The 24,118-nt window shown below is 57.5% G+C and carries 20 protein-coding genes and 1 tRNA gene; 7 read left to right on the forward strand and 14 right to left on the reverse strand.

Annotated elements, in window-relative coordinates; genetic code table 11:
• Both alaS and recA read right to left on the reverse strand, forming a co-directional pair.
• The gene (alaS, locus tag ACR0JE_RS01025; protein WP_480862367.1) at positions 1-2,673 is read right to left on the reverse strand and encodes an alanine--tRNA ligase; all 2,673 of its coding nucleotides are present in this window, start codon (positions 2,671-2,673) and stop codon (positions 1-3) included.
• A 178-nt stretch (positions 2,674-2,851) separates the two neighbouring features.
• Positions 2,852-3,919: a recombinase RecA gene (gene recA, locus ACR0JE_RS01030; protein ID WP_480549140.1), complete on the reverse strand. Its 1,068-nt coding sequence runs from the start codon at positions 3,917-3,919 to the stop codon at positions 2,852-2,854.
• 192 nt (positions 3,920-4,111) lie between these two features.
• Between recA and ACR0JE_RS01035 the strand changes: the two genes are divergently transcribed.
• A complete protein-coding gene (locus ACR0JE_RS01035; RefSeq protein ID WP_480862369.1) occupies positions 4,112-4,705 on the forward strand; it encodes a sulfotransferase family protein in 594 nt (197 codons plus the stop codon).
• A gap of 5 nt (positions 4,706-4,710) precedes the next feature.
• Here ACR0JE_RS01035 and ACR0JE_RS01040 read toward each other — a convergent pair whose 3' ends face one another.
• From ACR0JE_RS01040 to guaB, 3 genes are all read right to left on the reverse strand, one after another.
• The gene (locus ACR0JE_RS01040) at positions 4,711-7,002 is read right to left on the reverse strand and encodes an ATP-binding response regulator (protein ID WP_480862371.1); all 2,292 of its coding nucleotides are present in this window, start codon (positions 7,000-7,002) and stop codon (positions 4,711-4,713) included.
• A gap of 111 nt (positions 7,003-7,113) precedes the next feature.
• Positions 7,114-8,271: an RsmB/NOP family class I SAM-dependent RNA methyltransferase gene (locus ACR0JE_RS01045; RefSeq protein WP_480862373.1), complete on the reverse strand. Its 1,158-nt coding sequence runs from the start codon at positions 8,269-8,271 to the stop codon at positions 7,114-7,116.
• 16 nt (positions 8,272-8,287) lie between these two features.
• Positions 8,288-9,736, reverse strand: a complete 1,449-nt coding sequence (gene guaB / locus ACR0JE_RS01050; protein ID WP_480862375.1) for an IMP dehydrogenase — start codon at positions 9,734-9,736, stop codon at positions 8,288-8,290.
• Between the two features lie 216 nt (positions 9,737-9,952).
• Between guaB and ACR0JE_RS01055 the strand changes: the two genes are divergently transcribed.
• Positions 9,953-12,001: an ASKHA domain-containing protein gene (locus ACR0JE_RS01055; protein WP_480862377.1), complete on the forward strand. Its 2,049-nt coding sequence runs from the start codon at positions 9,953-9,955 to the stop codon at positions 11,999-12,001.
• 46 nt (positions 12,002-12,047) lie between these two features.
• Here ACR0JE_RS01055 and ACR0JE_RS01060 read toward each other — a convergent pair.
• Positions 12,048-12,121: transfer RNA gene (locus ACR0JE_RS01060), tRNA-Gly, on the reverse strand.
• 63 nt (positions 12,122-12,184) lie between these two features.
• Entirely contained in the window at positions 12,185-12,556 is a 372-nt protein-coding gene (locus ACR0JE_RS01065; protein WP_480827480.1) for a VOC family protein, read from the reverse strand.
• Between the two features lie 39 nt (positions 12,557-12,595).
• Here ACR0JE_RS01065 and ACR0JE_RS01070 point away from each other — a divergent pair, with 39 nt between their 5' ends.
• Positions 12,596-13,132 carry a winged helix-turn-helix transcriptional regulator gene (locus ACR0JE_RS01070; RefSeq protein WP_480862379.1) on the forward strand — a complete coding sequence of 179 codons (537 nt, stop codon included), beginning with the start codon at positions 12,596-12,598 and terminating at the stop codon, positions 13,130-13,132.
• 85 nt (positions 13,133-13,217) lie between these two features.
• On the opposite strand, the gene ACR0JE_RS01075 is transcribed toward ACR0JE_RS01070, so the two are convergent.
• The 4 genes from ACR0JE_RS01075 to ACR0JE_RS01090 form a co-directional block, all read right to left on the reverse strand.
• The gene (locus tag ACR0JE_RS01075) at positions 13,218-14,279 is read right to left on the reverse strand and encodes a methyltetrahydrofolate cobalamin methyltransferase (RefSeq protein ID WP_480541346.1); all 1,062 of its coding nucleotides are present in this window, start codon (positions 14,277-14,279) and stop codon (positions 13,218-13,220) included.
• A gap of 9 nt (positions 14,280-14,288) precedes the next feature.
• Positions 14,289-15,215 carry a methylenetetrahydrofolate reductase gene (locus ACR0JE_RS01080; RefSeq protein ID WP_480862381.1) on the reverse strand — a complete coding sequence of 309 codons (927 nt, stop codon included), beginning with the start codon at positions 15,213-15,215 and terminating at the stop codon, positions 14,289-14,291.
• Positions 15,216-15,241: 26 nt separating this feature from the next.
• Entirely contained in the window at positions 15,242-15,538 is a 297-nt protein-coding gene (locus ACR0JE_RS01085) for a virulence factor (protein ID WP_170533008.1), read from the reverse strand.
• A 247-nt stretch (positions 15,539-15,785) separates the two neighbouring features.
• Positions 15,786-17,672, reverse strand: a complete 1,887-nt coding sequence (locus ACR0JE_RS01090) for a PhoX family protein (protein ID WP_480549124.1) — start codon at positions 17,670-17,672, stop codon at positions 15,786-15,788.
• Between the two features lie 180 nt (positions 17,673-17,852).
• Here ACR0JE_RS01090 and ACR0JE_RS01095 point away from each other — a divergent pair, with 180 nt between their 5' ends.
• Both ACR0JE_RS01095 and ACR0JE_RS01100 read left to right on the forward strand, forming a co-directional pair.
• Entirely contained in the window at positions 17,853-18,965 is a 1,113-nt protein-coding gene (locus ACR0JE_RS01095) for a Ppx/GppA phosphatase family protein (protein WP_170533002.1), read from the forward strand.
• Positions 18,965-19,681, forward strand: coding sequence for an RlmE family RNA methyltransferase (locus ACR0JE_RS01100; protein ID WP_480549122.1), 717 nt, complete (start codon positions 18,965-18,967; stop codon positions 19,679-19,681). The genes ACR0JE_RS01095 and ACR0JE_RS01100 overlap by 1 nt, the downstream gene beginning before the upstream one ends.
• 2 nt (positions 19,682-19,683) lie before the next feature.
• Here the strand turns inward: ACR0JE_RS01100 and ACR0JE_RS01105 are convergent, their stop codons facing one another.
• Together ACR0JE_RS01105 and ACR0JE_RS01110 are read right to left on the reverse strand one after the other, a co-directional pair.
• Entirely contained in the window at positions 19,684-19,872 is a 189-nt protein-coding gene (locus ACR0JE_RS01105; RefSeq protein WP_480541336.1) for a hypothetical protein, read from the reverse strand.
• 108 nt (positions 19,873-19,980) lie between these two features.
• Entirely contained in the window at positions 19,981-20,847 is an 867-nt protein-coding gene (locus tag ACR0JE_RS01110; protein WP_480862384.1) for a YihY/virulence factor BrkB family protein, read from the reverse strand.
• 144 nt (positions 20,848-20,991) lie between these two features.
• Between ACR0JE_RS01110 and ACR0JE_RS01115 the strand changes: the two genes are divergently transcribed.
• Both ACR0JE_RS01115 and cls read left to right on the forward strand, forming a co-directional pair.
• Positions 20,992-22,062, forward strand: coding sequence for an AI-2E family transporter (locus ACR0JE_RS01115; protein WP_480541333.1), 1,071 nt, complete (start codon positions 20,992-20,994; stop codon positions 22,060-22,062).
• Between the two features lie 67 nt (positions 22,063-22,129).
• Complete coding sequence (cls, locus tag ACR0JE_RS01120; RefSeq protein ID WP_480862386.1) at positions 22,130-23,542, forward strand: cardiolipin synthase; 1,413 nt, start codon at positions 22,130-22,132, stop codon at positions 23,540-23,542.
• Here cls and ACR0JE_RS01125 read toward each other — a convergent pair.
• Positions 23,532-23,987 (reverse strand): potassium channel family protein, encoded by a 456-nt coding sequence (locus tag ACR0JE_RS01125; RefSeq protein ID WP_480541330.1) that lies wholly within the window; start codon positions 23,985-23,987, stop codon positions 23,532-23,534. The two genes, cls and ACR0JE_RS01125, sit on opposite strands and share 11 nt — an antisense overlap.
• Positions 23,988-24,118 lie beyond the last annotated feature (131 nt).

Raw genomic sequence — 24,118 nt, forward strand, 5'->3', positions numbered from 1 at the left:
TTATCCTCCCAATACCTGCTCGGCGGCCTTGATCGCAGCGTCTGAATTCGAGGTGTCCTTACCACCGCCCTGCGCCATGTCCGGGCGCCCACCGCCGCCCTTGCCACCCAATTCGACAACGGCTGCTTTGACCAGGTCCACTGCAGAGACTTTGCCGATCAAATCAGGGGTAACACCGGCGGCCACAGCCGCCTTACCGCCTGTATCCGCGATCAGCAAAACCGCACCCGAACCAAGACGCGCTTTGTGTTCGTCGATCAAAGCCGGCAGGTCCTTGCCCGACACACCGCTGAGAACCTGGGCAAGAAAGCTGACCCCGTTTACATCACGGGCCTCAGCCCCACTTCCCTGCCCCGCGCCACCAGCCATTGCCAGATCGCGGCGCAGCTGCGCAACTTCGTTTTGCAATGCCTTCCGCTCATCCAGCAAGGATTTCACGCGCGTGACGACATCATCCGGCTGCGCCTTCAGTTCCAGCGCAACTTGCGACAGACGTTGATCCTGCCCGGACAGATAGCGGAACGCTTCATCTCCGGTCAGGGCTTCGATACGCCGCACGCCAGCGCTGCTGGCACTATCGCCAAGTACCACAAAAGTTCCGATGTCACCGGTCTGGCGCACATGGGTACCGCCGCACAGTTCGATCGACCATGTCTCGCCATCCTGGCCCTTTCCAGTCGGCGCCTTGCCCATCGACACGACGCGCACTTCGTCACCATATTTCTCACCAAACAAGGCCTGAGCACCCAATCCGCGCGCGTCATCCGGCGTCATGATCCGGGTTGCAACGGTTGAGTTCTGGCGAATGAAGTCGTTCACCTCGCGCTCAACCTTGTGAATTTCCTCAGATGTCAAAGCCTTTGAATGGCTGAAATCGAACCGTAAACGATCCGCTGCATTCAATGACCCACGCTGCGCGACGTGATCACCCAACGTTTCGCGCAGGGCTTCATGCAACAGGTGCGTCGCCGAGTGATTGGCTCGGATTGAGGACCGGCGCGCGTGATCAACCTCAAGCTCGACCGCATCGCCCTTGGATAGCACGCCGCGCTCTATGGTCACTTTGTGAGCATAGACTTTGCCATCCGCGAACTTCTTAGTGTCTTCCACGCGCGAGACATCTTCGCGTTCTTCCAAACGTCGAATCTCACCCATATCGCCAACCTGACCGCCGGCCTCACCATAGAACGGGGTCTGGTTCACAACGGCCCAGCCGCTGCCACCCTGCTCGATTGTGTCGACTAGCGCACCATCGACGATCAGCGCCGCGATCTGCCCTTCGGTCTTTTCCGTGTCATAGCCCAGGAAATCGGTCGCGCCAGCGGTATCGAGCACATCGAACCACACCGCCTGATCCGCTGCCTCACCTGAACCGGCCCAGGCTGCGCGCGCTTTGGCCTTTTGTTCGGCCATGGCTGCATCGAAGCCATCGGTATCCACGGTCCGACCCTTTTCACGCAGCGCGTCCTGTGTCAGGTCCAATGGGAAACCATAGGTGTCATACAGCTTAAACGCGGCGTCGCCAGGTAAGGCCGCGCCTTCGGGCAGGCCTGCCACTTCGTCATCCAGCAGTTTCAGACCACGGTCCAGAGTTTGCTTGAAACGAGTTTCTTCCAGCAACAGGGTTTCTTCGATCAGCGGCTGCGCCTGTCCCAACTCGGAATATTGCGCGCCCATCAACTGCACCAATGATGGCACCAGACGGTGCATAACCGGATCTTTCGCACCCAGCAGATGCGCGTGGCGCATGGCCCGGCGCATGATCCGGCGCAGCACATAACCGCGCCCGTCATTGGATGGCATTACCCCGTCGGCGATCAGGAATGAGGTCGAACGCAGGTGATCCGCGATCACCCGGTGATGCACATTCTCATCTCCGTAAGGATCAACTCCGGTTGCATCTGCCGAGGCTTCGATCAGGGTCTTAAACAGGTCAGTGTCATAGTTGTCATGGCTGCCTTGCAGCAACGCGCCGATCCGTTCCAAACCCATGCCCGTATCAATCGACTGCATATCGAGTTCGACCATCGAGCCGTCCTCGAACTGCTCGTTCTGCATGAAAACGATGTTCCAAATCTCAATGAACCGGTCGCCATCTTCCTCGGCAGATCCCGGAGGGCCGCCCCAAATATGATCGCCGTGATCATAGAAAATCTCGGTGCACGGGCCGCAAGGGCCGGTCGGGCCCATCTGCCAGAAATTGTCATTGGTAGCGATGCGGATGATCCGGTCTTCGGGCACGCCGACCTTTTTCCAGATCTCAAACGCCTCATCATCCGTATGGTAAACCGTTGTCAGCAAACGGTTCTTGTCGATGCCGAATTCCTTGGTAATCAACTCCCAGGCAAAAGGGATAGCCTCAGGCTTGAAATAGTTACCGAATGAGAAGTTTCCCAGCATCTCAAAGAACGTGTGATGCCGTGCGGTGTAACCCACATTATCCAGATCGTTATGCTTGCCCCCGGCGCGAACGCATTTCTGCGCCGTTGTGGCGCGTTGATAATCACGAGTTTCAACGCCGGTGAACAGGTTCTTGAACTGCACCATGCCTGAATTCACGAACATCAGCGTCGGGTCGTTGCGCGGCACCAAGGGGCTGGACGCCACCACTTCGTGCCCTTGCTTGGCGAAGTAGTTCAGAAAGGTCGATCGAATATCGTTCAGCGTGGGCATTTGGGCTCTCTCAGCGCGCAATCAGAATGGTTTGCGCAGGTTTACCGCCGCACCTAAGGAGTGTCCACAGCATAGGCTGCCCGAAAACGAAACAAGGCGGCACTATGGGCCGCCCTGTTCCTAATATTCTCAGCGCCTTCGGGATGCAGGGGTATTTCTGCAGCCCTCCAAGCGATTACTAAGCCTCGAGGATATCGTCATCCTCGGCGGCACCTGGTGCCATGTCGAAATCCAGCCCATGTGCTGCGCGAATCTTATCTTCAATCTGCAGCGCAATCTGGCCGTTATCTCGCAAATATTGCTTGGCGTTTTCACGCCCCTGCCCGATCCGTTCATCGCCATAGCTGAACCAGGATCCCGATTTCTCGACCACACCGGCCTTCACACCCAGATCAAGCAGTTCACCCATCTTGCTGATGCCTTCGCCATACATGATGTCGAATTCCACCTGTTTGAACGGCGGTGCCACCTTGTTCTTCACAACCTTGACGCGGGTCTGGTTGCCGACCACCTCGTCACGATCCTTGATGGCACCGATGCGGCGGATGTCCAGCCGGACCGAGCTGTAGAATTTCAGCGCATTACCACCGGTCGTGGTTTCCGGGCTGCCGAACATAACACCGATCTTCATCCTGATCTGGTTGATGAAGATGACCATACAGTTCGAACGGCTGATCGAGCCGGTTAGTTTGCGCATCGCCTGGCTCATCAATCGAGCCTGAACGCCGACATTGCTGTCACCCATGTCGCCCTCAAGTTCGGATTTCGGCGTTAGCGCCGCCACCGAGTCGACCACGACCATGTTCACCGCACCCGACCGCACTAGCGTGTCGGTGATCTCAAGCGCTTGTTCGCCGGTATCAGGTTGCGAGATCAGCAATTCATCCAGATCAACACCAAGCTTGCGCGCATATTGCGGGTCCAGCGCGTGTTCGGCGTCGACAAAGGCGCAAACCCCGCCGCGTTTTTGCTGTTCTGCAATGCAATGCAGCGTCAGCGTGGTTTTACCGGAGCTTTCTGGCCCGTAAATCTCGACAATCCGGCCCATGGGCAGGCCGCCAATTCCCAGCGCAATATCCAGACCCAGCGACCCGGTCGAGCTGGCCTCGATATCCTGTTTGCTGTCTTCACCCAGCTTCATGATCGAGCCTTTGCCGAACTGACGTTCGATCTGGGCCAGCGCACTGTCGAGCGCCTTTTGCTTATCTGCGTTTTTCTTGTCGCTCATCGTCAGAAGATCCGCCATTGTCCTGTCGCTTTCCCTTTTGTCACACCCTTTGCCGGGCGGCAATCGCTGCTTTGTTCGCCTCTTGTTCCTTATGGGACCAAAAAGAGAACATTTCAACTAAAACTTACAGAACCTACTCTTCGGCAATTGTGTTAAAGAGTGGTTTACGACAATCTGCAATCGTAACGGTCCAAGTCTCGGAATTGATAAATGCTTGTTTTTTATAAAGAACGCCTTGCGTTTTTATCTGTACCCAAGACAGGTAGCACCGCCTATCACATGGCGCTCGGATCACGCGCGGATCTGGTGATCACGGGCCCGCCCGAGTTGAAACACGCCCCAGTGCGCCGGTTTGATCGTTTTTTTCAAAACATGTACCGAAAAATATATGACACCGAGATGGAGATCATGGCTGTCGTGCGCGAACCCATCGACTGGCTGGGCAGCTGGTATCGCTTTCGCAGCCGCGATGACCGTATCGGGCATCCGCATTCAACCCGTGATCTAAGCTTCGATGAGTTTGTCCGCGCCTATATGCAGAACCCGCGCCCGGAATTTGCGGATGTGGGCAGCCAGAACCAGTTCTTTCGCACCCGCAACAACGGCGTCGGCGCCAGCCACGTTTTTAAATATGAACATCAGGACAAAATCCTGAACTTCCTGCAAGAGCGGCTGCAAATGGACATCACCCTGCCACGCGAAAATGTCTCTCCGACCCGGAACATGTTTCTGACACCCGAGACCGAGACCATGTTTCGTAAGAGACACGCCGAAGAATTTGCGACCCATGACGCAGCGCAATAAGCGCGTCAGTTGAGCTTTTCGAACACGGCTTCGGTCAGTTGGGTCAATGAGAACGGCTTAGGCAGGAAGGTCGAGTTGGCGATCTGCGGTCCGGAATCGCCAAACGCGCCTTCGGTGTATCCAGACACAAAGACAACGCGCGCATCGGGCCGGGTTTCCAGGGCTTTGCTAACCCATGTCGGACCATCCATGCCCGGCATCACCACATCGGTTACAAAAACATCAACGACCAATTCAGGGTCGTCCAATATGTTCAGGGCATCCTCTGCAGACTCGGCCTCCAACACGGTATAGCCTTTCAGGCGCAAAGCGCGGGTTGCAAAGGCGCGGACCGGAGCCTCGTCTTCGACCAGCAAAACGACCCCCTCACCTTGACGATTGGTCTGCGGGCTATGCGATACGTCTTCGATCACCTCTGGTTCAGAGGCGGTTTTGCAAACCGGGAGCAAAAGGGTGAAGTTCGTCCCGTGCCCAACAACGCTGTCAACAAAGATAAAGCCGCCTGTCTGTTTCACGATACCGTAGACGGTTGACAGGCCCAGACCCGTCCCCTCCCCGGTGCGTTTGGTTGTGTAAAACGGCTCGAACACTTTTTGTAGCTTGTCGGCCGGTATTCCGATACCGCCATCCTTGACCTTGACGGTGACATATTCGCCCGGCTCGACCGTGGCTCTGTCCCGCATCAATGGGTTCGTCAGGGTTAGAACCTCAGTCTCAATCCGAATTTCACCGCCTTCGGGCATGGCATCGCGGGCGTTGACCACCAGATTCATCAGCACCTGTTCGAGCTGACGTTTGTCGGCGCGAACGGGTTTGAGCACGGGGTCATGGCTCAGCGTCAGATGTACCTTTTCCCCGACCAGACGATTCAGCAGGTGAATCAGATCTGAGATCGTATCCCGCATATCCAGTACCTCGGGGCGCAAGGTTTGTTTGCGCGAAAAGGCCAACAACTGGCTGACCAGCGCCGCCGCGCGGTTGGCGTTCTGGTTGATCTGCACCAGATCCGCATAGTCGGGATCATTCTGATCGTGCCGCAGCAACAGCAGGTCGCAATGGCCTGAGATGGCGGTCAGCAAGTTATTGAAATCATGCGCAACACCGCCCGCCAACTGGCCAACAGCCTGCATCTTTTGCCCCTGCACAAATTGCGCCTCAAGCGTTTTTAACTCGGTCGCATCGTTGAGAACCGCGATCAAACATACCTGACCATCTTTGTGAACACGGCTGAGTGTAACTTGTATGAATATCTCTTTGTCATCACGGCTAAGCCGCAGAAACTCGGACCGATGCGCTTCTTCTTCCGCTGCCGTCCGAGCCAGCCACTCTAACACAGGATGGTTCAAGCCCTGCATGATGGTGCTGATGTTGGTTTTGGTGAGTTCACCGCCACCCAACAGCTTCAACGCCAGCCGATTGGCTTGCAGGATCGTCCCGTCAGGGGACAGGCACAAAAGCGGCACGGGAAGATCATTGAAATGCGTCCCGATCCCCTGTTTAGGGGGGGCGGCCAGCGGAACCAGCGCCAGATTGCGCCCTGTGCTCGAGTTGGACAACTCGGACACGACCGCAGTTTGATCCCCGGCTTTGGTACAGAGCCGCATGATACCGATTTGTTCATTGCCAACTTCGGGCAGTACCTGATCCATGGTTTCTGGCAGAAAACCCAATAGACGTTCAGCGGCGCGGTTCAGTCGCAAAACATCACCGTTTCGCCCTTCGGTCAGAACCGGCAGAGACACTGAGTCCCAGGGTCCGCTCTCTTCAAATCGAAAACGCCAACACAACAGCCCGTCACATAGCCGGAAGACCGATACCGGGATTGTTGTATCAAGCGTCACCACATGTTCGTGCGCCCGGCCCTGTGATTGCGCCCGCGATTGCAGGCGCAGTAAGATCGCCGCCGGATTGGCAAAGACGGGGCGCAGACAATGGGTCAGTGCCTCACCTGGCATCGCGCGGAGCCTTTGATAGGAAGCCGCATTGGCAATCAGGATTTCGCCCTCGGCATTGGCAATCAAACAGGGGTACGTGTCCTGCTGCGCAAAGGCTGCCATCACGGCGGTCGATCGCTGTACAGATCGGTTGCTCAGCGCCACCCTGAGAACCGCAATCAGCGCAATCACTGCCAGCGATCCACCTGAAACCCAAAGTCCCATGGCCCAATCCGGGGATACAAGTTTCGTGCTGGGTGCCAAAACAAGTGCGAGCGCCAGCAGGGCCAGTGCAGCAATACGTTGTATAGAAGGGACCGTATCAGAACGCGGTTGATAGGGTAAATCGGCAATGTCGGACATCAATGGCTCGGTCAAAAGGGCGTTGGGGCATCTGGAACTTAAATTGGTTAAAACCCGCTTAACGAATCTAGTCGCACGAGCCTCTACCTAAAGTTGCTAGAACCCACCTTGCTACCGCGTCAAGTGTGCCGTAAAGAAACCGTCCACACCGTGTGTTACCCGCCACGATTGGCGCAAAGACTGCTGCCAGCCGGGGTTGGACTGTAAGAACGCCTCGACAATGTCACCATTTTCACAGTCAAGCATCGAGCATGTGGCATAGGCCAAAACTCCATCGCGCTGCACAAACCCCCGAATGCCATTTAGTATTTGGGCCTGAACACTCGTCAATTCGTGTAAACGCGTCCCGGTCAAGGCCCATTTCCCCGCCGGAGCACGCCGCCAGGACCCGCTGCCAGAACACGGGGCATCGGCAAGCACGATGTCAAACGGCCCATGGTCTGCAAGCTCACCAGAGCTGAGCAAGGTGATATCAGCCCCCGCCCGCTCCGCTCGATTGGGCAAATCCCGCATGCGGCCTGCATTCACGTCATGGGCGAACACGGTGACATCTCTGTGCGCAGCAAGAGCCAGCGATTTACCCCCGCCGCCGGCGCAATAGTCCAGAACACGCATACCCGGCTGCACATCCAGCGCCGCCACAACGGCTTGGCTCGCAGCGTCCTGCAATTCAACCAGCCCGTTTGTATAGGCACGGCTTTGTCCGATCTTGCGCGCACCGTCCGTGACATCAAGCGCCGTTTCACAAATTGGATGCGGGATTGCGGCGATGCCCTCCGCAGCCAAGGCCTCGGTCGCCAACGCAAGATCGGCTTTCAGAAGGTTCACGCGCAGATGAACACCCGCACGGCTCTGCAAAGCTTCTGCAGCGGCTTCCGTATCCGCGCCCAACGAGGCACAAAACTGCGGCCACAGCCATTCAGGGATGTCCAATCTTTCCGCATCGCTTTCAAAAGCACGCGCGGTTTCGGAGGCACTTACAGGCGGCGGAGCATGCCTGTCGCCCGCAAACACGGAGCTTACATCACCACCCTGCGCCCGCACGGCCCCGATCATTAGGCCGCGCCCGGTACATGCACCGCCAAGCGCGGCAAAAGATCGTTTGCGGCGTAACGCGTCAAACACATGATCCCGCACCGCTGCACGATCCTTGGACCCGGCAAACCGACTGCGGCGCGCCCAGCCGGTCAGGGCCTTTTCAACGGGTGCTCTGCCCAGTATCTCATCCAGAATCTCGATCGAAGCCTGGACGCGCGCCGCAGGTGTCATGTCTTAACCTGCAACCTTACATCACCCGATAGTTCGGGCTTTCGCGGGTGATCTGCACGTCATGCACATGGCTTTCTTTCAGACCTGCCCCGGTGATTTTCACAAAGTTGCAGTTCTTGCGCATCTCTTCAACGGTTGCACAGCCGGTATAGCCCATCGCTGCTCGCAGGCCGCCCACCAACTGGTGCACAACAGCCCCGGCTGACCCTTTGTAGGGCACCTGCCCCTCAATCCCTTCGGGCACCAGCTTGTCATTGGCGGCATCCTTCTGGAAATAGCGATCCGCCGAGCCACGCGCCATGGCTCCCAAGCTGCCCATGCCGCGATAGGATTTGAAAGACCGGCCCTGGTAAAGGATCACCTCGCCGGGGCTTTCATCGGTCCCGGCGATCATCGAACCGACCATGGCGCACGACGCACCCGCCGCGATGGCCTTGGCGAAATCGCCTGAGAACTTGATGCCGCCATCAGCAATCACCGGAACATCACCGGCTGCCGCCGCACAATCCATGATCGCTGTCAGCTGGGGTACGCCAACCCCAGCCACCATGCGCGTGGTGCAGATCGAGCCCGGCCCGATGCCAACCTTGATCGCATCTGCGCCTGCGTCGATCAGCGCTTTGGTCGCCTCGGACGTGGCAACGTTCCCTGCGATGATCTGAACCTCGTTCGACAGGGTCTTGGCGCGTTTCACCGCATCCAGAACGCCTTGTGAATGGCCATGCGCGGTATCAACCACAATGATGTCGACACCTGAATCGACTAGCAGTTCCGAGCGTTCAAATCCGGCATCGCCAACCGAGGTTGCAGCCGCCACACGCAGACGGCCAAGGCTGTCTTTACAAGCGGTCGGGTTCAGCACGGCCTGTTCGGTGTCTTTCAAGGTCAACAGGCCGGTTAGCTTGCCCTCACCATCAACGACCAGCAGTTTTTCGATCCGGCGGGCACGCATCAAGCTTTTGGCTTCTTCCAGATCGGCAGGCTCTTGCAGCATCGCCAGATTGTCCGCGGTCATCATCGCGTGGATCGGTGTATCTTCTGAGGTCGCAAAGCGCATGTCCCGATTGGTCACGATGCCGACAACGCGCCCTTGATCATCTACCACAGGGAACCCGGTGAAATTGTAGCGCTGTACCAACGCCTGCGCATCGGCCAGTGTCTGATCGGCGCGCAGCGTGACCGGGTTGTAGACGATCCCAGATTCGAATCGTTTGACCCTGCGCACTTCGCGGGCCTGTTCTTCGATCGAAAGGTTCTTGTGGATCACCCCAATGCCCCCTGCCTGGGCCATGGCAATGGCCATGCGCGCCTCGGTCACGGTATCCATGGCCGAGCTGAGCAGCGGGATGTTCATGGTAATCTGACGTGTCACACGTGTCGTGGTATCTGCCGTGGCCGGCAGCACCGTTGATGCCCCTGGCACCAAAAGAACATCATCAAAGGTAAGCGCCTCACGAATCTGCATCTGATCACCCCATGCAAAAGCCCGTTTGGCGGTGACCCTATTGCATGGATCAACTCCAAGGAAAAGCCCCTGAACCGAAGTTGTTGCCAAAAGCATCAGAACACCGTGCCTTAAAACGACGCTTGTTGTTGAAAACCTGCCGCTGAATGGCCTTTCCCTTTCTCAGGAAATTCATATCTTGCGCGGGACACGCGCGAATACAAAGGCAGGCCATTCATGACCACCGACCCTCTTGTCGTCTTCACCCCATCCGGTAAACGCGGGCATTTCCCGGTTGGTACGCCAATTCTGACTGCAGCGCGGCAATTGGGTGTTGATCTGGATTCGGTCTGTGGCGGGCGTGGTATCTGTTCGAAATGCCAGATCACACCCAGCTATGGTGAGTTTCCTAAACACGGCGTGACGGTGAATGATGGCGCGCTGAGCGAATGGAACGCGGTCGAGCAGCGCTATGACGACAAGCGGGGGCTAAAGCCCGGCCGCCGTCTGGGCTGTCAGGCCACGGTACAGGGCGATGTCGTGATCGACGTGCCCCCGGAAAGCCAAGTACACCGTCAGGTGGTGCGCAAAGCGGCCACTGCACGCGCCATCACCATGGACCCGGCCACGCGTCTGTATTTCGTCGTGGTTGAAGAACCTGACATGCATTCGCCGACCGGTGATCTGGAGCGGCTGGAACGCGCCCTGCGCGACCAATGGAAGATCGACGCCATCACCGCTGATCTGTCGCTTATGTCCAAGCTGCAACCCGTTCTGCGCAAAGGCAAATGGGAGGTCACGGTTGCCATCCACAAAGGCCACAAGGACTCTGTCGCGCGGGTTGTTGAAATTTGGCCCGGCCTGCACGAAGGCGGGCTCTATGGTCTGGCTATTGACCTTGGCTCTACCACCATCGCGGCCCATTTGACCGATCTGGATACGGGCGAGGTCAAAGCCTCTTCCGGCCTGATGAACCCCCAGATCCGTTTTGGCGAAGATCTTATGAGCCGCGTGTCCTATGCCATGATGAACCCCGGCGGCGATCAGGAAATGACCAAAGCGGTGCGCGAGGCGATCAACGATCTGACCACCTCAATCGCTGATGAGGCCGGAATTGACGCCGCGCTGATCGTTGAAACGGTGTTTGTCTGCAACCCGGTCATGCATCACCTGCTGCTGGGTCTGGACCCGGTCGAGTTGGGGCAAGCCCCATTTGCGCTAGCCACATCCGAGTCGATGTCCCTGCCCGCATGCGAGATGGACCTGACCAACATGAACCCACGCGCGCAGGTCTATATCCTGCCGTGTATCGCAGGCCATGTGGGTGCGGACTGCGCCGCTGTGGCCTTGTCGGAAGAGCCCGGCAAATCCAAAGATCTCGTGCTGATCGTCGACGTGGGCACCAATGCGGAAATCCTGCTGGGCAATACCAGCCGCGTTCTGGCCTGTTCCTCGCCCACCGGACCGGCCTTTGAGGGTGCTCAGATCAGTTCCGGCCAGCGCGCCGCCCCCGGAGCGATTGAGCGGATCGAGATCGACCCCGTGACCAAAGAACCCCGGTTCCGTGTCATTGGGTCCGAGAAATGGTCGGACGAAGAGGGCTTTGACGTCGATATCGCCACCACCGGCATCACCGGCATTTGCGGGTCTGGCATTATCGAAGCCGTCGCTGGAATGCGCATCGCGGGCCTGTTGGATGAAAGTGGCCTGATCGGATCGGCCGAGCAAACCGGCACGCCGCGCAGCGTGCCCGAGGGGCGCACCCATTCCTACCTGATCCACGATGCCAGCGCCGATGGCGGCCCGCGGATCACCGTGACCCAAGGCGACATCCGCGCCATTCAACTGGCCAAATCTGCGCTTTATGCAGGCGCACGTCTTCTGATGGATGAGATGGAAGTCGACCGGGTGGATCGCGTGGTCCTCGCAGGTGCGTTCGGCGCGCATATCTCGACCAAACACGCGATGGTTCTGGGCATGATCCCGGATGCCCCGTTGGACAAGGTGTCCAGCGCCGGGAACGCCGCAGGTACTGGTGCCCGGATAGCGCTGTGCAACATCGGTGCACGGGCCGAAATCGAGCGCGTAGTTCGCGAAATCACCAAGGTCGAAACCGCCATAGAGCCGAAATTCCAGGATCACTTCGTCGCAGCCAACGCGATCCCGCACAAGACGGACCCGTTCCCCGAACTGGCCCAGGTCGTCACCCTGCCCGCGCCCTCGTTCAATACAGGCGGTGGCGAGTCCGACGCTGGCGGAGGTCGGCGCCGTCGCCGCAGGGGATAACTGGATCAGCGCTGGACCTAGTTTTCCGGATCTAAACACGGAAATCTGGAGCGGGTAGCGGGAATCGAACCCGCGCGTTCAGCTTGGGAAGCTGACAGGCTACCATTACATCATACCCGCCGCGCAGATGTGGATAGCACCCCCTTTGACCGGGGTTCAAGAGGGATCATGCGGGGCCAGGATCTACTTGGTCAGGTCCTGCGCCAGCATCAGCGCATTGTTGTCTGGATCGAAAAAGGTTGCCGTGCTGACCATGCCTTCGATGGTCTCGGTTTCGCCATCAAACCGTACGCCAGCGGATTCCAGCGCCTTGCGGGCTTCTGATATATTGGCCACGCCGAATACGGGCACGCAGTTGCCGGGATTGGGCTCTGCCTGCTCACCCAGACCCAGAGTCACGCCCTTGGTGTTGGTCTGCACCTCGCTCCAGCCTGCTTCGTCCATATGGTATACAAGCGAGAAACCCAAGTTTTCCTGATACCACGTCGCGCTTGCGTGGCGGTCGCGTACGGACAGGGCAAGTGTGATCGTATCATCAAGAGAAACGCGTGCCATGTGCTTTACCTTTTTTCATAATACTAGTAACTATACTTTATGGACATTCCGACACTTGTCAACCTGACATCACGGGCCTGGTCACTCAGCATTCTGGCGCTGTTGGATGCGGGTACGCCGGGACGTCAGGCCCCCTTGCTGGCAGCGACCAACGCAAGCCGGACCTCCTTTCGTGCCAGCCTTGATCACCTGATTGCGCTGCGTCTTCTCGAAAGAAATCCGGGCCACGGCCATCCTTTGCGGCCCGAGTTTCGGCTGACACTAAAGGGTGTTGAGGCCGCGCAGATGGCCAGCAAGATTATTAAGGCCGTACCTGATGAAAGTGAATTTGCCCTGCTACGTAAAAGCTGGTCAGTCCCAGTTTTAGCGTTGACCAACTCGCCTCAGCGATTTTCAACTATGAAAACGGCCCTGACTACAATCACGGACAGGGCGTTGTCCGAGTCGTTGCATAGACTCGAAGATCATCAACTTATTCAAAGGGATATCAACCTCTCTGAACGCACGCCCTACCCGACTTACTGCGCGATCAATACCGGTTTGGCAGTGAACCAGGCCATCGGCTTGGGTATCTGAGGCCTTCCGCTGATCTGACCTTTCTCAGAATGACAACAAAAAAAGGCCGGGCAAGTGCCCGGCCCGTGATCAAGTTGCGTTCAGCTTAGGCGCGGCGGCGGCGACCGCCTCCGCGACGTCCTCGCCCTTCGCCCTCGGCTCCGGGTGCCTCGGGGGCTTTGTTGAACCTGATCCACTCACCACCATGGGGGTCGTTGTTGGTGAGCAAATTGGCGGCGCGGATGGCCTCCATTTCTTTACCGGCGCGCGGCAGGGTCGAGCCCAGACCGAACATCTGCACGAAGGTTTCATCATCCATACCTTCGGGCAGGATGATGCCAGCAGCGGCTACGGCCTCTTTCTTCTCGGCAATCTTTTTCTGAGTTACCGGCAGAGCCACCGGGTTCATGATGGCCGAGGTCATGCCAGCACCCATCGCCATTGGCAGAAAGGCATTGTTGATGCCGTGACGGTTCGGCAGGCCAAATGAAACATTGGACGCACCGCATGTCGTATTCACGCCAAGCTCCTCGCGCAGACGACGGACCAGAGCGAACACCTGCTGACCTGCGGTTGCCATCGCGCCGATGGGCATAACCAGCGGATCAACCACGATATCATGAGCTGGGATACCGTAGTCAGCAGCGCGTTCGACAATCGTCTTGGCAACCGCAAAACGCACGTCGGGATCTTCGGAAATGCCAGTATCGTCGTTCGAGATGGCAACAACCGGCACGTTGTATTTCTTCACCAGCGGCAAAACCAGCTCCAGACGCTCTTCCTCGCCGGTGACCGAGTTCAGCAGCGGACGGCCTTCAGCCGCCTCAAGGCCCGCTTCCAACGCACCAGGGACCGAGCTGTCGACGCAAAGAGGTACATCGACCAAGCCTTGCACCAGCTCAACGATCTTGCGCATCAGCGGCGGTTCGGTCTCGTTCGGATTGGGGTTCGAGTTGTAGACAACACCCGCATTGATATCCAGAACGGTCGCGCCTGCAGCAACCTGCGCCAGCGCGTCTTTCTCGACGGTCGAGAAATCGCCCGCTTCCAGTTCGGCGGCCAGTTTCTTGCGGCCTGTGGGATTGATCCGCTCGCCGATCACGCAGAACGGTTCGTCAAAGCCCAGAACGGCAGTTTTTGTTTTTGATTCTACGACTGTACGGGTCATGTCCGTTCCTTAGGAATTTGCGGGCTTTGCCGAAGCGCCGCCGTTATTGATCGCCCAGTTGGCGTTGGTCTTAATCCCGCCCAGCGGGAAGAAGTGGACGTTGGTGATGTTGAAATCCGGGTTGGCCGCTTTGTGGTTGGCCAGTTCGGTGATCACATCGGTCGGCTCATAAGGCAACAGCAGCTTGGAGACATCCATTGCGCGCTTCTGCAGAACCTTCAATGACGGACCAACGCCACAAGCGATGGCGAACTTGATCAGGGTCTGCAGTTTGGCAGGGCCAGCGATGCCGATATGGACCGGGATGTCGATCCCCGCCTCTTTCAGGCTGTCAGCCCAGGCAATGATCGGCTTGGCGTCAAACGCGAATTGCGTGGCCAGCGCCATTTCGGCATCCGTGGTCTCAGAGAACTTCTGTTTCCAACGCAGTGCGTCATCGACATTCTTGGTCGAGCCGTCCGGGTCGATGTCTTTGTTGCCCTCGGGGTGGCCTGCGACGTGCAGACGTTTGAAACCAGCCTTGTCGAACAGACCGCTCTCCAGCAGCTGCATCGAACTGTCGAACTCACCATGGGGCTTTGCAACACCACCGGCCAGCAGCAGCGCCTGCTCAACACCGGCTTCACCCTGATACATCGAGATCCAGTTCTCAAGCGTCGCCGCGTCCTTGATGATCCGCGCCGGGAAGTGTGGCATCACCGGATAGCCATCATCAGCGAGGCGCTTGGCGGTCTTGACCATATCTTCGATGGGTGTGCCCTCGATATGCGCGATGTAGACGCGGGTGCCTTCGGGCAACAACGCGCGGAAATCTTCAACCTTTTCGGCGGTGCGGGGCATCACCTCGATCGAATAGCCCTGCAAAAAGGCTTCGACGGTCGGATTAACCGGCCCGTTTTCGACCGCATCACGTTTCTTGAAGTTCAGCAAAGCCATTGCGGCCTCCCATAGCTGTCTCGGGCTCATGCCCAACCGTCATTGGCGATCAGCGCTTTGATGCGGTCCTGATCGTATTCCGTTTCCAGACGCACGGCCTGTGCCTCCGCAATCTCGGACGGGTCGCCCTCAACTGCAAAAGGCGCGGCTTTGCGCCATTCCGCAAGGTAGGCATCACTGTCCTTGGCATTCACCTTCATAGCGGCGCGGTCGATGGCTTGTTCAAACCGTTCTTCCAATTGCCGCTTGGCGCCGCGACGGCCTTTGCCGACGATGACCTGAGCGGGAATGTCGCGCCAGTAAACGATGGTGACGTCAGGCATTGCTGTGATTCCTCCTAACCCGATGGGGCGGTTCTAAACATCTATATGGGCCTGGGTCGGTCGGTTTTCGACACAAGTGGTATTTCAAGCGACTTTTTGGCCTACGGTTGTGTACCGGCGCTTGTAGCTGAGTTCCCAGCCAATCCGCATATCAAAATTCTCATTGTCACTATGAAACTACTGCATGAAACAGAAAAACCCCGGACGAAGCTATGCGTCCGGGGTCGTCGTTCAAAGATCAGCGATGTTAGCCGACCAGACCACCGTCTTCGCGGGTCACCGCGATGATTGCAGAGCGTGGAACCGCGTCACCGCCTTCGGGCCAGTGGCTGTTGCCGTCCTCACCCGGGTGCTGGACGCCCACGAACATGGTGCGGCGATCAGGCGACCAGCTGATACCCGTGATCTCACACTCGTTCGGGCCAACCATGAAGCGGCGGATTTCGCCGGTGACCGGATCGCCGGCCAGCATCTGGTTGTTACCCTGTCCGGCGAAATCGCCTTCGTTGCCATAGTTGCCGTCGGTCTGGATCCACAGCAGACCATTGCTGTCGAACTTCAACCCGTCGGGCGAGTTGAACATGTTATCCGCATTGACGTTATCCGAGCCGCCATAGGCGTCTTGATGCACAGTCGGGTTACCGGCCAGAACATAGAGGTCCCATCCAAAACCTGCCGCGGTGTGATCGCCACCATTCGGGGTCCAGCGCACGATTTGGCCATAGTTGTTTGCCTCACGCGGGTTTGGTCCGTTGACCGATGTGTCATCTCCACCGGCATTCGGCTTGACGCCCCGGTTCTTGTTGTTGGTCAGACAGCAATAAACCTCGGGCGAGTTGGGGTTTGCGGCAACCCATTCCGGACGGTCCATCGTAGTCGCGCCAACCGCTGAACCGGCCTGACGTGTGTGGATGCTGATTTCAGCCTGCGAGGCCAAACCCGTGGTTTCTGGCGTTAATTCCAGCCACTCACCCGTGCCGTCGTCGTTGAACTTCGCAACGGACAAAGTGCCATTTTCCAGCAGCGCATTGGTGTCAACGCCTGCCGCATAAACGCCGTCCGATACAAAGCGATACAGGAACTCGCCCCGTTCATCATCGCCCATGTAAACGACGACGCGACCATCGTTGTTTACAACCGCTTCAGCGTTCTCATGCTTGAAACGACCCAGCGCGGTCAGCTTGCGTGGGGTCGAATTTGGATCGGTCGGGTCAATCTCAACCACATAACCTGCGCGGTTCGGCTCATTGGGGTTTTTCGAGACGTCAAAACGGTCATCGATCTTGGCCCAGCCATAGCCCCAATCCTTGGACGAGACGCCGTAGCGCTTCAGTTCAGGGCTGACCTCGTGGTTCTCATCAGCTGCCGAGAAGTAGCCGTTGAAGTTTTCTTCACAGGCCAGATAGGTGCCCCAGGGCGTCATGCCGTTGCCGCAGTTGTTCCAGGTGCCCTTCGAGGTGGTCCCTGTTGCATCAGCTGCTGTTTTCAGCAGATCGTGCCCAGCCGCCGGGCCGGTCAGGGCCATATCGGTCTGTGGCGTAATACGACGGTTGTAAGGGCTGTCCTTGACAATCGCCCATGTGCCATCGGTGTTGGCGATCTCGACCACGGTGACACCATGGGCCATCATGCCCTTGGCAACATCATCGTCCGAGGCCGCCTTGGCATCGGGGTTATTGCCCCAGAGGATGTCACGGTTGGTGTATTCGTTATTCACAACCAGCAGCACATGACCGTCATGCAGGAACACATCCTGACCGTCGGTATTGTCGCCGAAGGCACGTTCTTGGCTTGCAGCCGTACCGCGCGTTGCATGGTCGAATTCGGGTGCATCGGACCAAAGCGGGTCCCCCCAGCGCACCATGACCTCGGCCTTGTAGCCCGCAGGCACAACAACGTCATCTGCGGTGGAAACCGGGATTGCATCAAACGCAAAACGATCCGCAGCCGCGCGTGCACCTGAGGGGACAAACGAGCCCGCGACAGCCGTAAAACTGCCCATCGCCAGAACACCGCCCAAAAAACCGCGTCGCGACAAGGCGCGTTCAACCACACGGTCAAATTCGCATTCTTCGGGGCGGGGATTTACGACCTCATCATATTCATCAAAAGAAAGGGTGTGCTCGTCTTTCATGGCAATCTCCATATCTGGCTGAAAGCTGGTAGAGAATCCCGTATCGGGGCTCGGCCACGGGATCGCACCCCAGTATGAACGCGGTGTGACACTCACGTTAAATTCAAAATTGAAATCACTTGCGCGTCGGCGATCCCCCGCCTAGGGTCAAACTAACTCGAAAATCGGAGGGCGTGACGAATGGCGCCCAAGCGTCCCAAAGGTGCGGGCGCGTTCCCGAAGGCGGTCGAAAGCCCCGCGCCGGCAAGACCCGATCCAGATGCGCTCTATGCGGCGTTGGATCTGGGGACAAATAGTTGCCGCATGTTGATCGCCCAGCCCAAGGGCAGCGGGTTCCATGTGGTCGACAGCTTCTCCAAATCCGTGCAATTGGGCGCGGGTCTGGAACGGACGGGGCGACTGTCTCGGGCCTCGATGTCGCGCACGGTTCAGGCCCTGCGCATCTGCCAGCAAAAGCTGAAACGCAACAAGGTCAAACGGATGCGTTTGGTCGCGACCGAAGCGTGCCGCCGCGCCAAAAACGCGCGCGAGTTCATCCGTCAGGTGAAGCGCGAAACCGGCCTGACGCTGGAGATCATCCAGCCCGAGGAAGAAGCACGCCTGGCCGTTATCTCCTGTGCGCCTTTGGTCTCCACCAAGACCGAACAATTGCTGGTTGTTGATATCGGCGGCGGTTCGACCGAACTGGTTTGGATCGACATATCTTCGATACCTCGCCGCGATCGCCCGGCCGCGATCATGCGGCTTCACAATGGCTTTCACACAGCTGACAGCCCCTTCCCCGCCGCAAAGGTCGTGGATTGGATCAGCGTGCCCCTTGGCGTCGCGACGTTGCGCGATCAATTCCACGATGTCGAAGATGATGCAGCCCGATTTGCGCTCATGAGCTGGTTTTTTGAAGAAAATCTGGCCGATTTCGCCCCCTACAAGGACGAACAGACCCGCGAAGGCTTTCAGATCGTCGGCACCAGCGGCACGGTCACAACCGTTGCCGCGTCGCATCTGGGGCTGAAGCGCTATGACCGAACCAAAGTGGACGGTCTGCGCATGACCAGCGATCAGATTGACAAAGTCATCCGCGGGTATTTAGAACTCGGCCCTCACGGGCGCCGTCGCGACCCCCGGATTGGGGATGACCGGCAGGCCCTGATCATGTCCGGCTCGGCCATTTTGCAGGCCCTTTTGCGTTGCTGGCCCACCGACCGCTTGTCTGTAGCGGACCGGGGGCTGCGCGAAGGTCTGCTCTATGCGCAAATGAGTGCGGACGGCGTATTGGAAGACGGACCGTTCTGATGGCGAAGACACCGAGTGGAAAGAACACCTCAGGCCGCGGGCAGCGCGACCTGAAGGTAAAGGTAAAGACGGCGCGTGGGCGTAAGCTAAGCTCAACACGTTGGCTCGAGCGGCAGCTGAACGACCCCTATGTCAAACGCGCAAATGCCGAAGGGTATCGCGGGCGCGCGGCGTTCAAGATATTGGAACTGGACGAGAAATTCCGATTCCTCGTACCCGGTGCGCGCGTCGTGGATCTGGGTTGCGCCCCCGGTGGCTGGCTGCAGGTTGCGGTCAAGCGGGTGAATGCGCTGGGCGAGAAGAGCGGCAAGCGCATTGGCACTGTACTGGGCATTGATCTTCAAGAGGTCGAACCGGTTGCTGGTGCGACGGCTCATGTACTGGATTTCATGGAAGATGACGCCGATCAAAAGGTCAAAGACTGGCTGGGCGGCAAGGCCGATGTGGTGATGTCGGACATGGCCGCCGCGTCGTCAGGCCACAAACAGACCGACCATTTGCGGATTATGGCCCTGTGCGAAACGGCTGCGTATTTTGCCTTTGACGTGTTGGAAGAAGGTGGCACGTTCGTCGCCAAGGTTCTGGCCGGAGGCGCCGAGGGAGATTTGCAAAAGCTGTTGAAACAGAAGTTCGAGAAGGTCGCCAACGTCAAACCGCCCGCATCCCGGTCGGACAGTTCCGAGAAATTCGTTGTGGCGACAGGGTTTCGCGGCTGAAGTTAATCTTCTGTCGTCAACTGCACTGCAAGCGGATGCTCCTGAAAAGACGCGGCTGCAAGGTTCTGCATCTCAACAACCTCTGAATGGTTCAGATAAACCGGCTTACGATCCCGCAACTGCGCGATACGCTGCTCCAATGACCCCTTCACGTCCCCTACACAGGGATGTTTCTGCATCGTTTCTGACATACGCCACCTGCAAACAAACCTGAGGCTGATGCCCCTAAGGCTGTCTACAAGTGAATTTTGCCGGGATCATGGCCCAATACTGGCAAGCGCGTGCCGATCCATCGGCACCTAGGCCTGCACGCCCGTATCGTCTTTTGATAGATCAATCAGCGCGCTGTTGTATTCGGCCCCCAAAATCACAATCGCAGCGCAAAGGTACAGGAAGATCAGCGCGGCCATGGCCCCGGCCAAACCGGCGTAAGTGGCGCTGTAGCTGGCGAATTGACCGACATAGATCGAAAAACCCCATCCCCCGGCCCCCAATAGCGCAAGTGTTAGAAACACGCCCGGCAGGATCTGCATCAGACTGTGACGTCGCGTGGGCAGAACAAGATGCGCCATCAGAATCGTCACTACAGGCACGGCCACTGCAAAGGTCCACCGCAGGCGATCCGCCGACAACCAAGTCGCGACATCTAAGTCTGTGTGCTCGGAAACCAGCGCCGTGTAGACGGGCAAACCCACCTCGACCGCTGCGACGATCAGGATGGCTGCACCGCCCAGAATGACCAAAGCGATACACAGCAAACGCGTTTTCCAGAAGGGCCAGCTGTCATGGTCGTGGTAGGCGTGATTCATAGCTGTCCGCACCGCTGCAACCCCGTTTGAGGCAAAGTAGACAGCTAGCAAACCGCCAAGCGTAATTGCCCCGGACCCGGATCCATCCAACACAGCCCGCAGCTCGGCCACGATGGGTCCGGCCACATCCTGCGGCCATGCACCAAAGATCAGATCGACCAGTTCATCCGTCACATAGCCCTGCGAAAGTGCCCCTGCCAGCGCGACGGTGAACAGTACAAAGGGAAACAGCGCCATCATCATCGACATGGCGACATGGCTGCTCATGACAAAGCCGTTCTTGGCATTGAACCGCCGCACCGCCAGAAACAGCGCCTTGACCGGACGGGCAGAGAACAGAATCGATGCACCAGACATGGTGCAACCCTAGCCCGCCGACGGCCAACGTAGAAGTCGCTCGATCACAAATCTGGAATTATAAACAGCTGACAGCATTGCATAAACCTATCGGGCTGTGCAGGATCGTGGCACGCGTGCGCCCTGCCCCAAGTCAGGTTCTTTATGACATCCGATCCAAACACACCCACAACGCGCCGCCGCCTCAGCCTGTCTGCGGTGCGCGACAGCTGTATTGTTGCAGCTTTGGTGGTGCTGGGGCTTTATGCGGGTGCGACCTTTCTGATCCCATTGACGCTTGCCCTGCTAGTTAATGTTCTGATCATCGCGCTCAGCGACCGAGTCATCGCCCTGACCCGATCACCGGTATGGCTGGCAAACCTGGCCGGAGTGACAGTTGTGTTGGCCGGTTTGTTTACCATAATGTACATATTGGGCAGCCAGGCGACCCAATTCGCACGCGGCATCACCACCTATGAAGCCCAGTTCGATAGCGCAATCAACCGTATTGCGGGATTGGTGGGCAGCGATGTGACAACGTTTATCCGGGACAACCTTGTCAGTATCGACATGTCCTATCTGGCGCGGCTGTTGCTGGGCAGCGCAACATCGCTGCTGAATCAGTTCTTTCTGATCAGCCTCTATGTTTCGTTCCTTATGGTCGAACGTTTGGCCTTTCGCAAAAAGATCCAGCTGGCTGCGGGAAGCCCGGAAACCGGGAAAGAGCTGTCGGCAATGCTGGATGCAATCTCGTTCAGCCTGCAGCGGTATGTCGGTGTCAAAACCCTGATCAGCCTGATCACGGCGGGTATCAGCTATAGTGTCTTCCGCATGCTTGGCCTGGAATATGCCGAGACATGGGCAGTTCTGACCTTTGCCTTGAATTTCATCCCTTCGATTGGGTCGATCATTGCCGTGGTGTTTCCGGCCATGATCGCTTTGGTTCAGTTTGAAAGCATCGGCCCGTTTCTGGTGGTGGTTCTGGGCTGCGGCACGATCCAGTTCCTGATCGGTAATTTCCTGGACCCTGCGATGCTGGGCCGATCGCTCAACATGTCCACATTCCTAGTCATTCTGGCGCTGACTTTCTGGACGACGGTATGGGGTTTGATCGGAGCCTTTCTGAGTGTTCCTTTGACGGTCTGCATCTTGATCGTTTTCAGTCATATTCCGGCGCTGCGCCCAGTCGCAATCTTGATGTCTTTGGATGGGCGATTAGGGGACGACTCCAGATGAAGAAGAACGCAGTATCGTTCGCCTATCGCCCCTAAAGCAAAGCAAAAAGACGGAGCCCTGAAAACAAATGTGGACAGTGTTGGTATCTGCGGCCGTCTTTGCACTTTATGTTACAGCCGCTATCTTCTCGCTCAGGGCAGCGCAGACAGCTCGCACACCGCAAGGTGCGGTTGGCTGGGTGGTCTTTCTAATTGCCGCCCCTTTCTTTGCCGTACCGATGTATCTGTTTCTGGGCCACCACCGTTTTCACGGCTATCGTATCGCCCGGCAAGAAAGTGAGCGCGTGGTCGAAGGGATCAAAACATTCGCCGATCACTCCAAGCCAGATCCTGAGAAAATGTCGATCAATCCCCGGCCGTTCGAATTTCTGGCCCATCTACCCGTTTCGCGCGGCAATGGGGCGGAGCTATTGATCGATGGCGATGCCACATTCGATGCGATTTTCGAAGCCATTGATGCAGCAAAGAACTACATCCTGATCCAATTCTACATCGTGCGCGCCGATGAATTGGGATTGAAGCTGCAGGAACGGCTCATCGCGGCCTCAAACCGCGGGGTGCATGTGCGGTTCATGACCGACGCGGTGGGCAGCTATGGCTTGCCGTCCGACTTTCTGGAAACCATGCAGAACGCCGGGATTGATGTCGCCGACCCGAAGGAACAGCGCGGCCCGAATTTTCGCTTTCAGTTGAACTACCGCAACCATCGGAAAACAGTGGTGATCGACGGAGAGACCGGCTTTATCGGCGGACACAATGTTGGTGTAGAGTATCTCGGTCAGGGCGAAAAGTTCGGCCTCTGGCGTGACACTCATGTAAAGATCACCGGCCATATCGTTCGCCAGCTACAGTTGATTTTCACCGAAGACTGGCACTGGGCCCGTGGTGAGGACCTGATCGATGATCTGGACTGGGCTGGCAGCGAATCTGATCAGGACATGAACGCGCTACTCGTCGCAACCGGGCCCGGCGATGATACCGAAACCGGCGCTATGATGTTCTTTTCGGCCATAGCCGAGGCAAAAGAGAGGTTCTGGATCGCCTCGCCCTATTTTGTGCCCGATATCGACGTCATGACCGCGCTTCAACATGCGGCGATGCGTGGAGTGGATGTGCGTATCCTTGTGCCCGAGGTGATCGATCACCGCCTGCCCTGGCTGGCCGCCTTTGCCTATTTTGATGAGGTTCGAAACTGTGGTGCGCGGGTGTTTCGATACACCGATGGTTTCATGCATCAAAAGGTGTTTGTGGTCGATGATACTCTGGCTGCGATCGGGACAACTAATCTGGACAACCGATCATTCCGGCTGAATTTTGAAGCAATGGCGTTGTTTTTTAATGCTGAGGCCACACAGGCGGTGGAACGGATGCTTCTGGCTGATTTCGATAAAAGCTATGAACTGACGCGATCCTTGTTCCAGCAACCGGTCTATATTCGATTTGGTGCGCCCCTGGCCCGTTTGTTTGCGCCTATTCTTTAGGGGGTTGGCCCAAGGAAAAGAACCGTTCCTGAAACACCCGGGACATCAGCGCAACCATATAGGCCGTTGAAAGTCCAAAGGCCAAAAGCCCAGTAACCGACGCAAAAGATCCAAAAATCCTTAGCGCCTCACCCAAAACGATATCGCCATAGCCCAGCGTGGTGAACGTCACCAACGAGAAATACAGAGCCGTATTCCAATCCGGCAGCACCTCAAGCAAAACCCAAACGATCGCCCATATCCACACCTGAATTGTGTGTGTCAAAACGATAAACGCCAATGCGACGGCAATCGGGGCGGCAGTGGCCAGAAACAGCCCATGTTTTGACCATTTCGGCTCCATTTTGATTACAAAGATCGTGCACCAGGCCAGAAAGAATATCTCGACCACAAAGCAGAGCCCCAGAAAGGCACTGCCCCAAACAATCTGGTGCAGCAAGCTCATGTTTTTCCACCCTGTTCCGCGATGATCCCTTGAGTATTAGAATGGACTCTGCGGCGGAAAGGCACAAGACCGGCGTGCCCTCAATGTACCTGCGGCGAAACGCATCGGAGGGCGTTCGGCACTGGACATGG

The sequence above is a fragment of the Ruegeria sp. H3 genome (genome assembly GCF_056533095.1).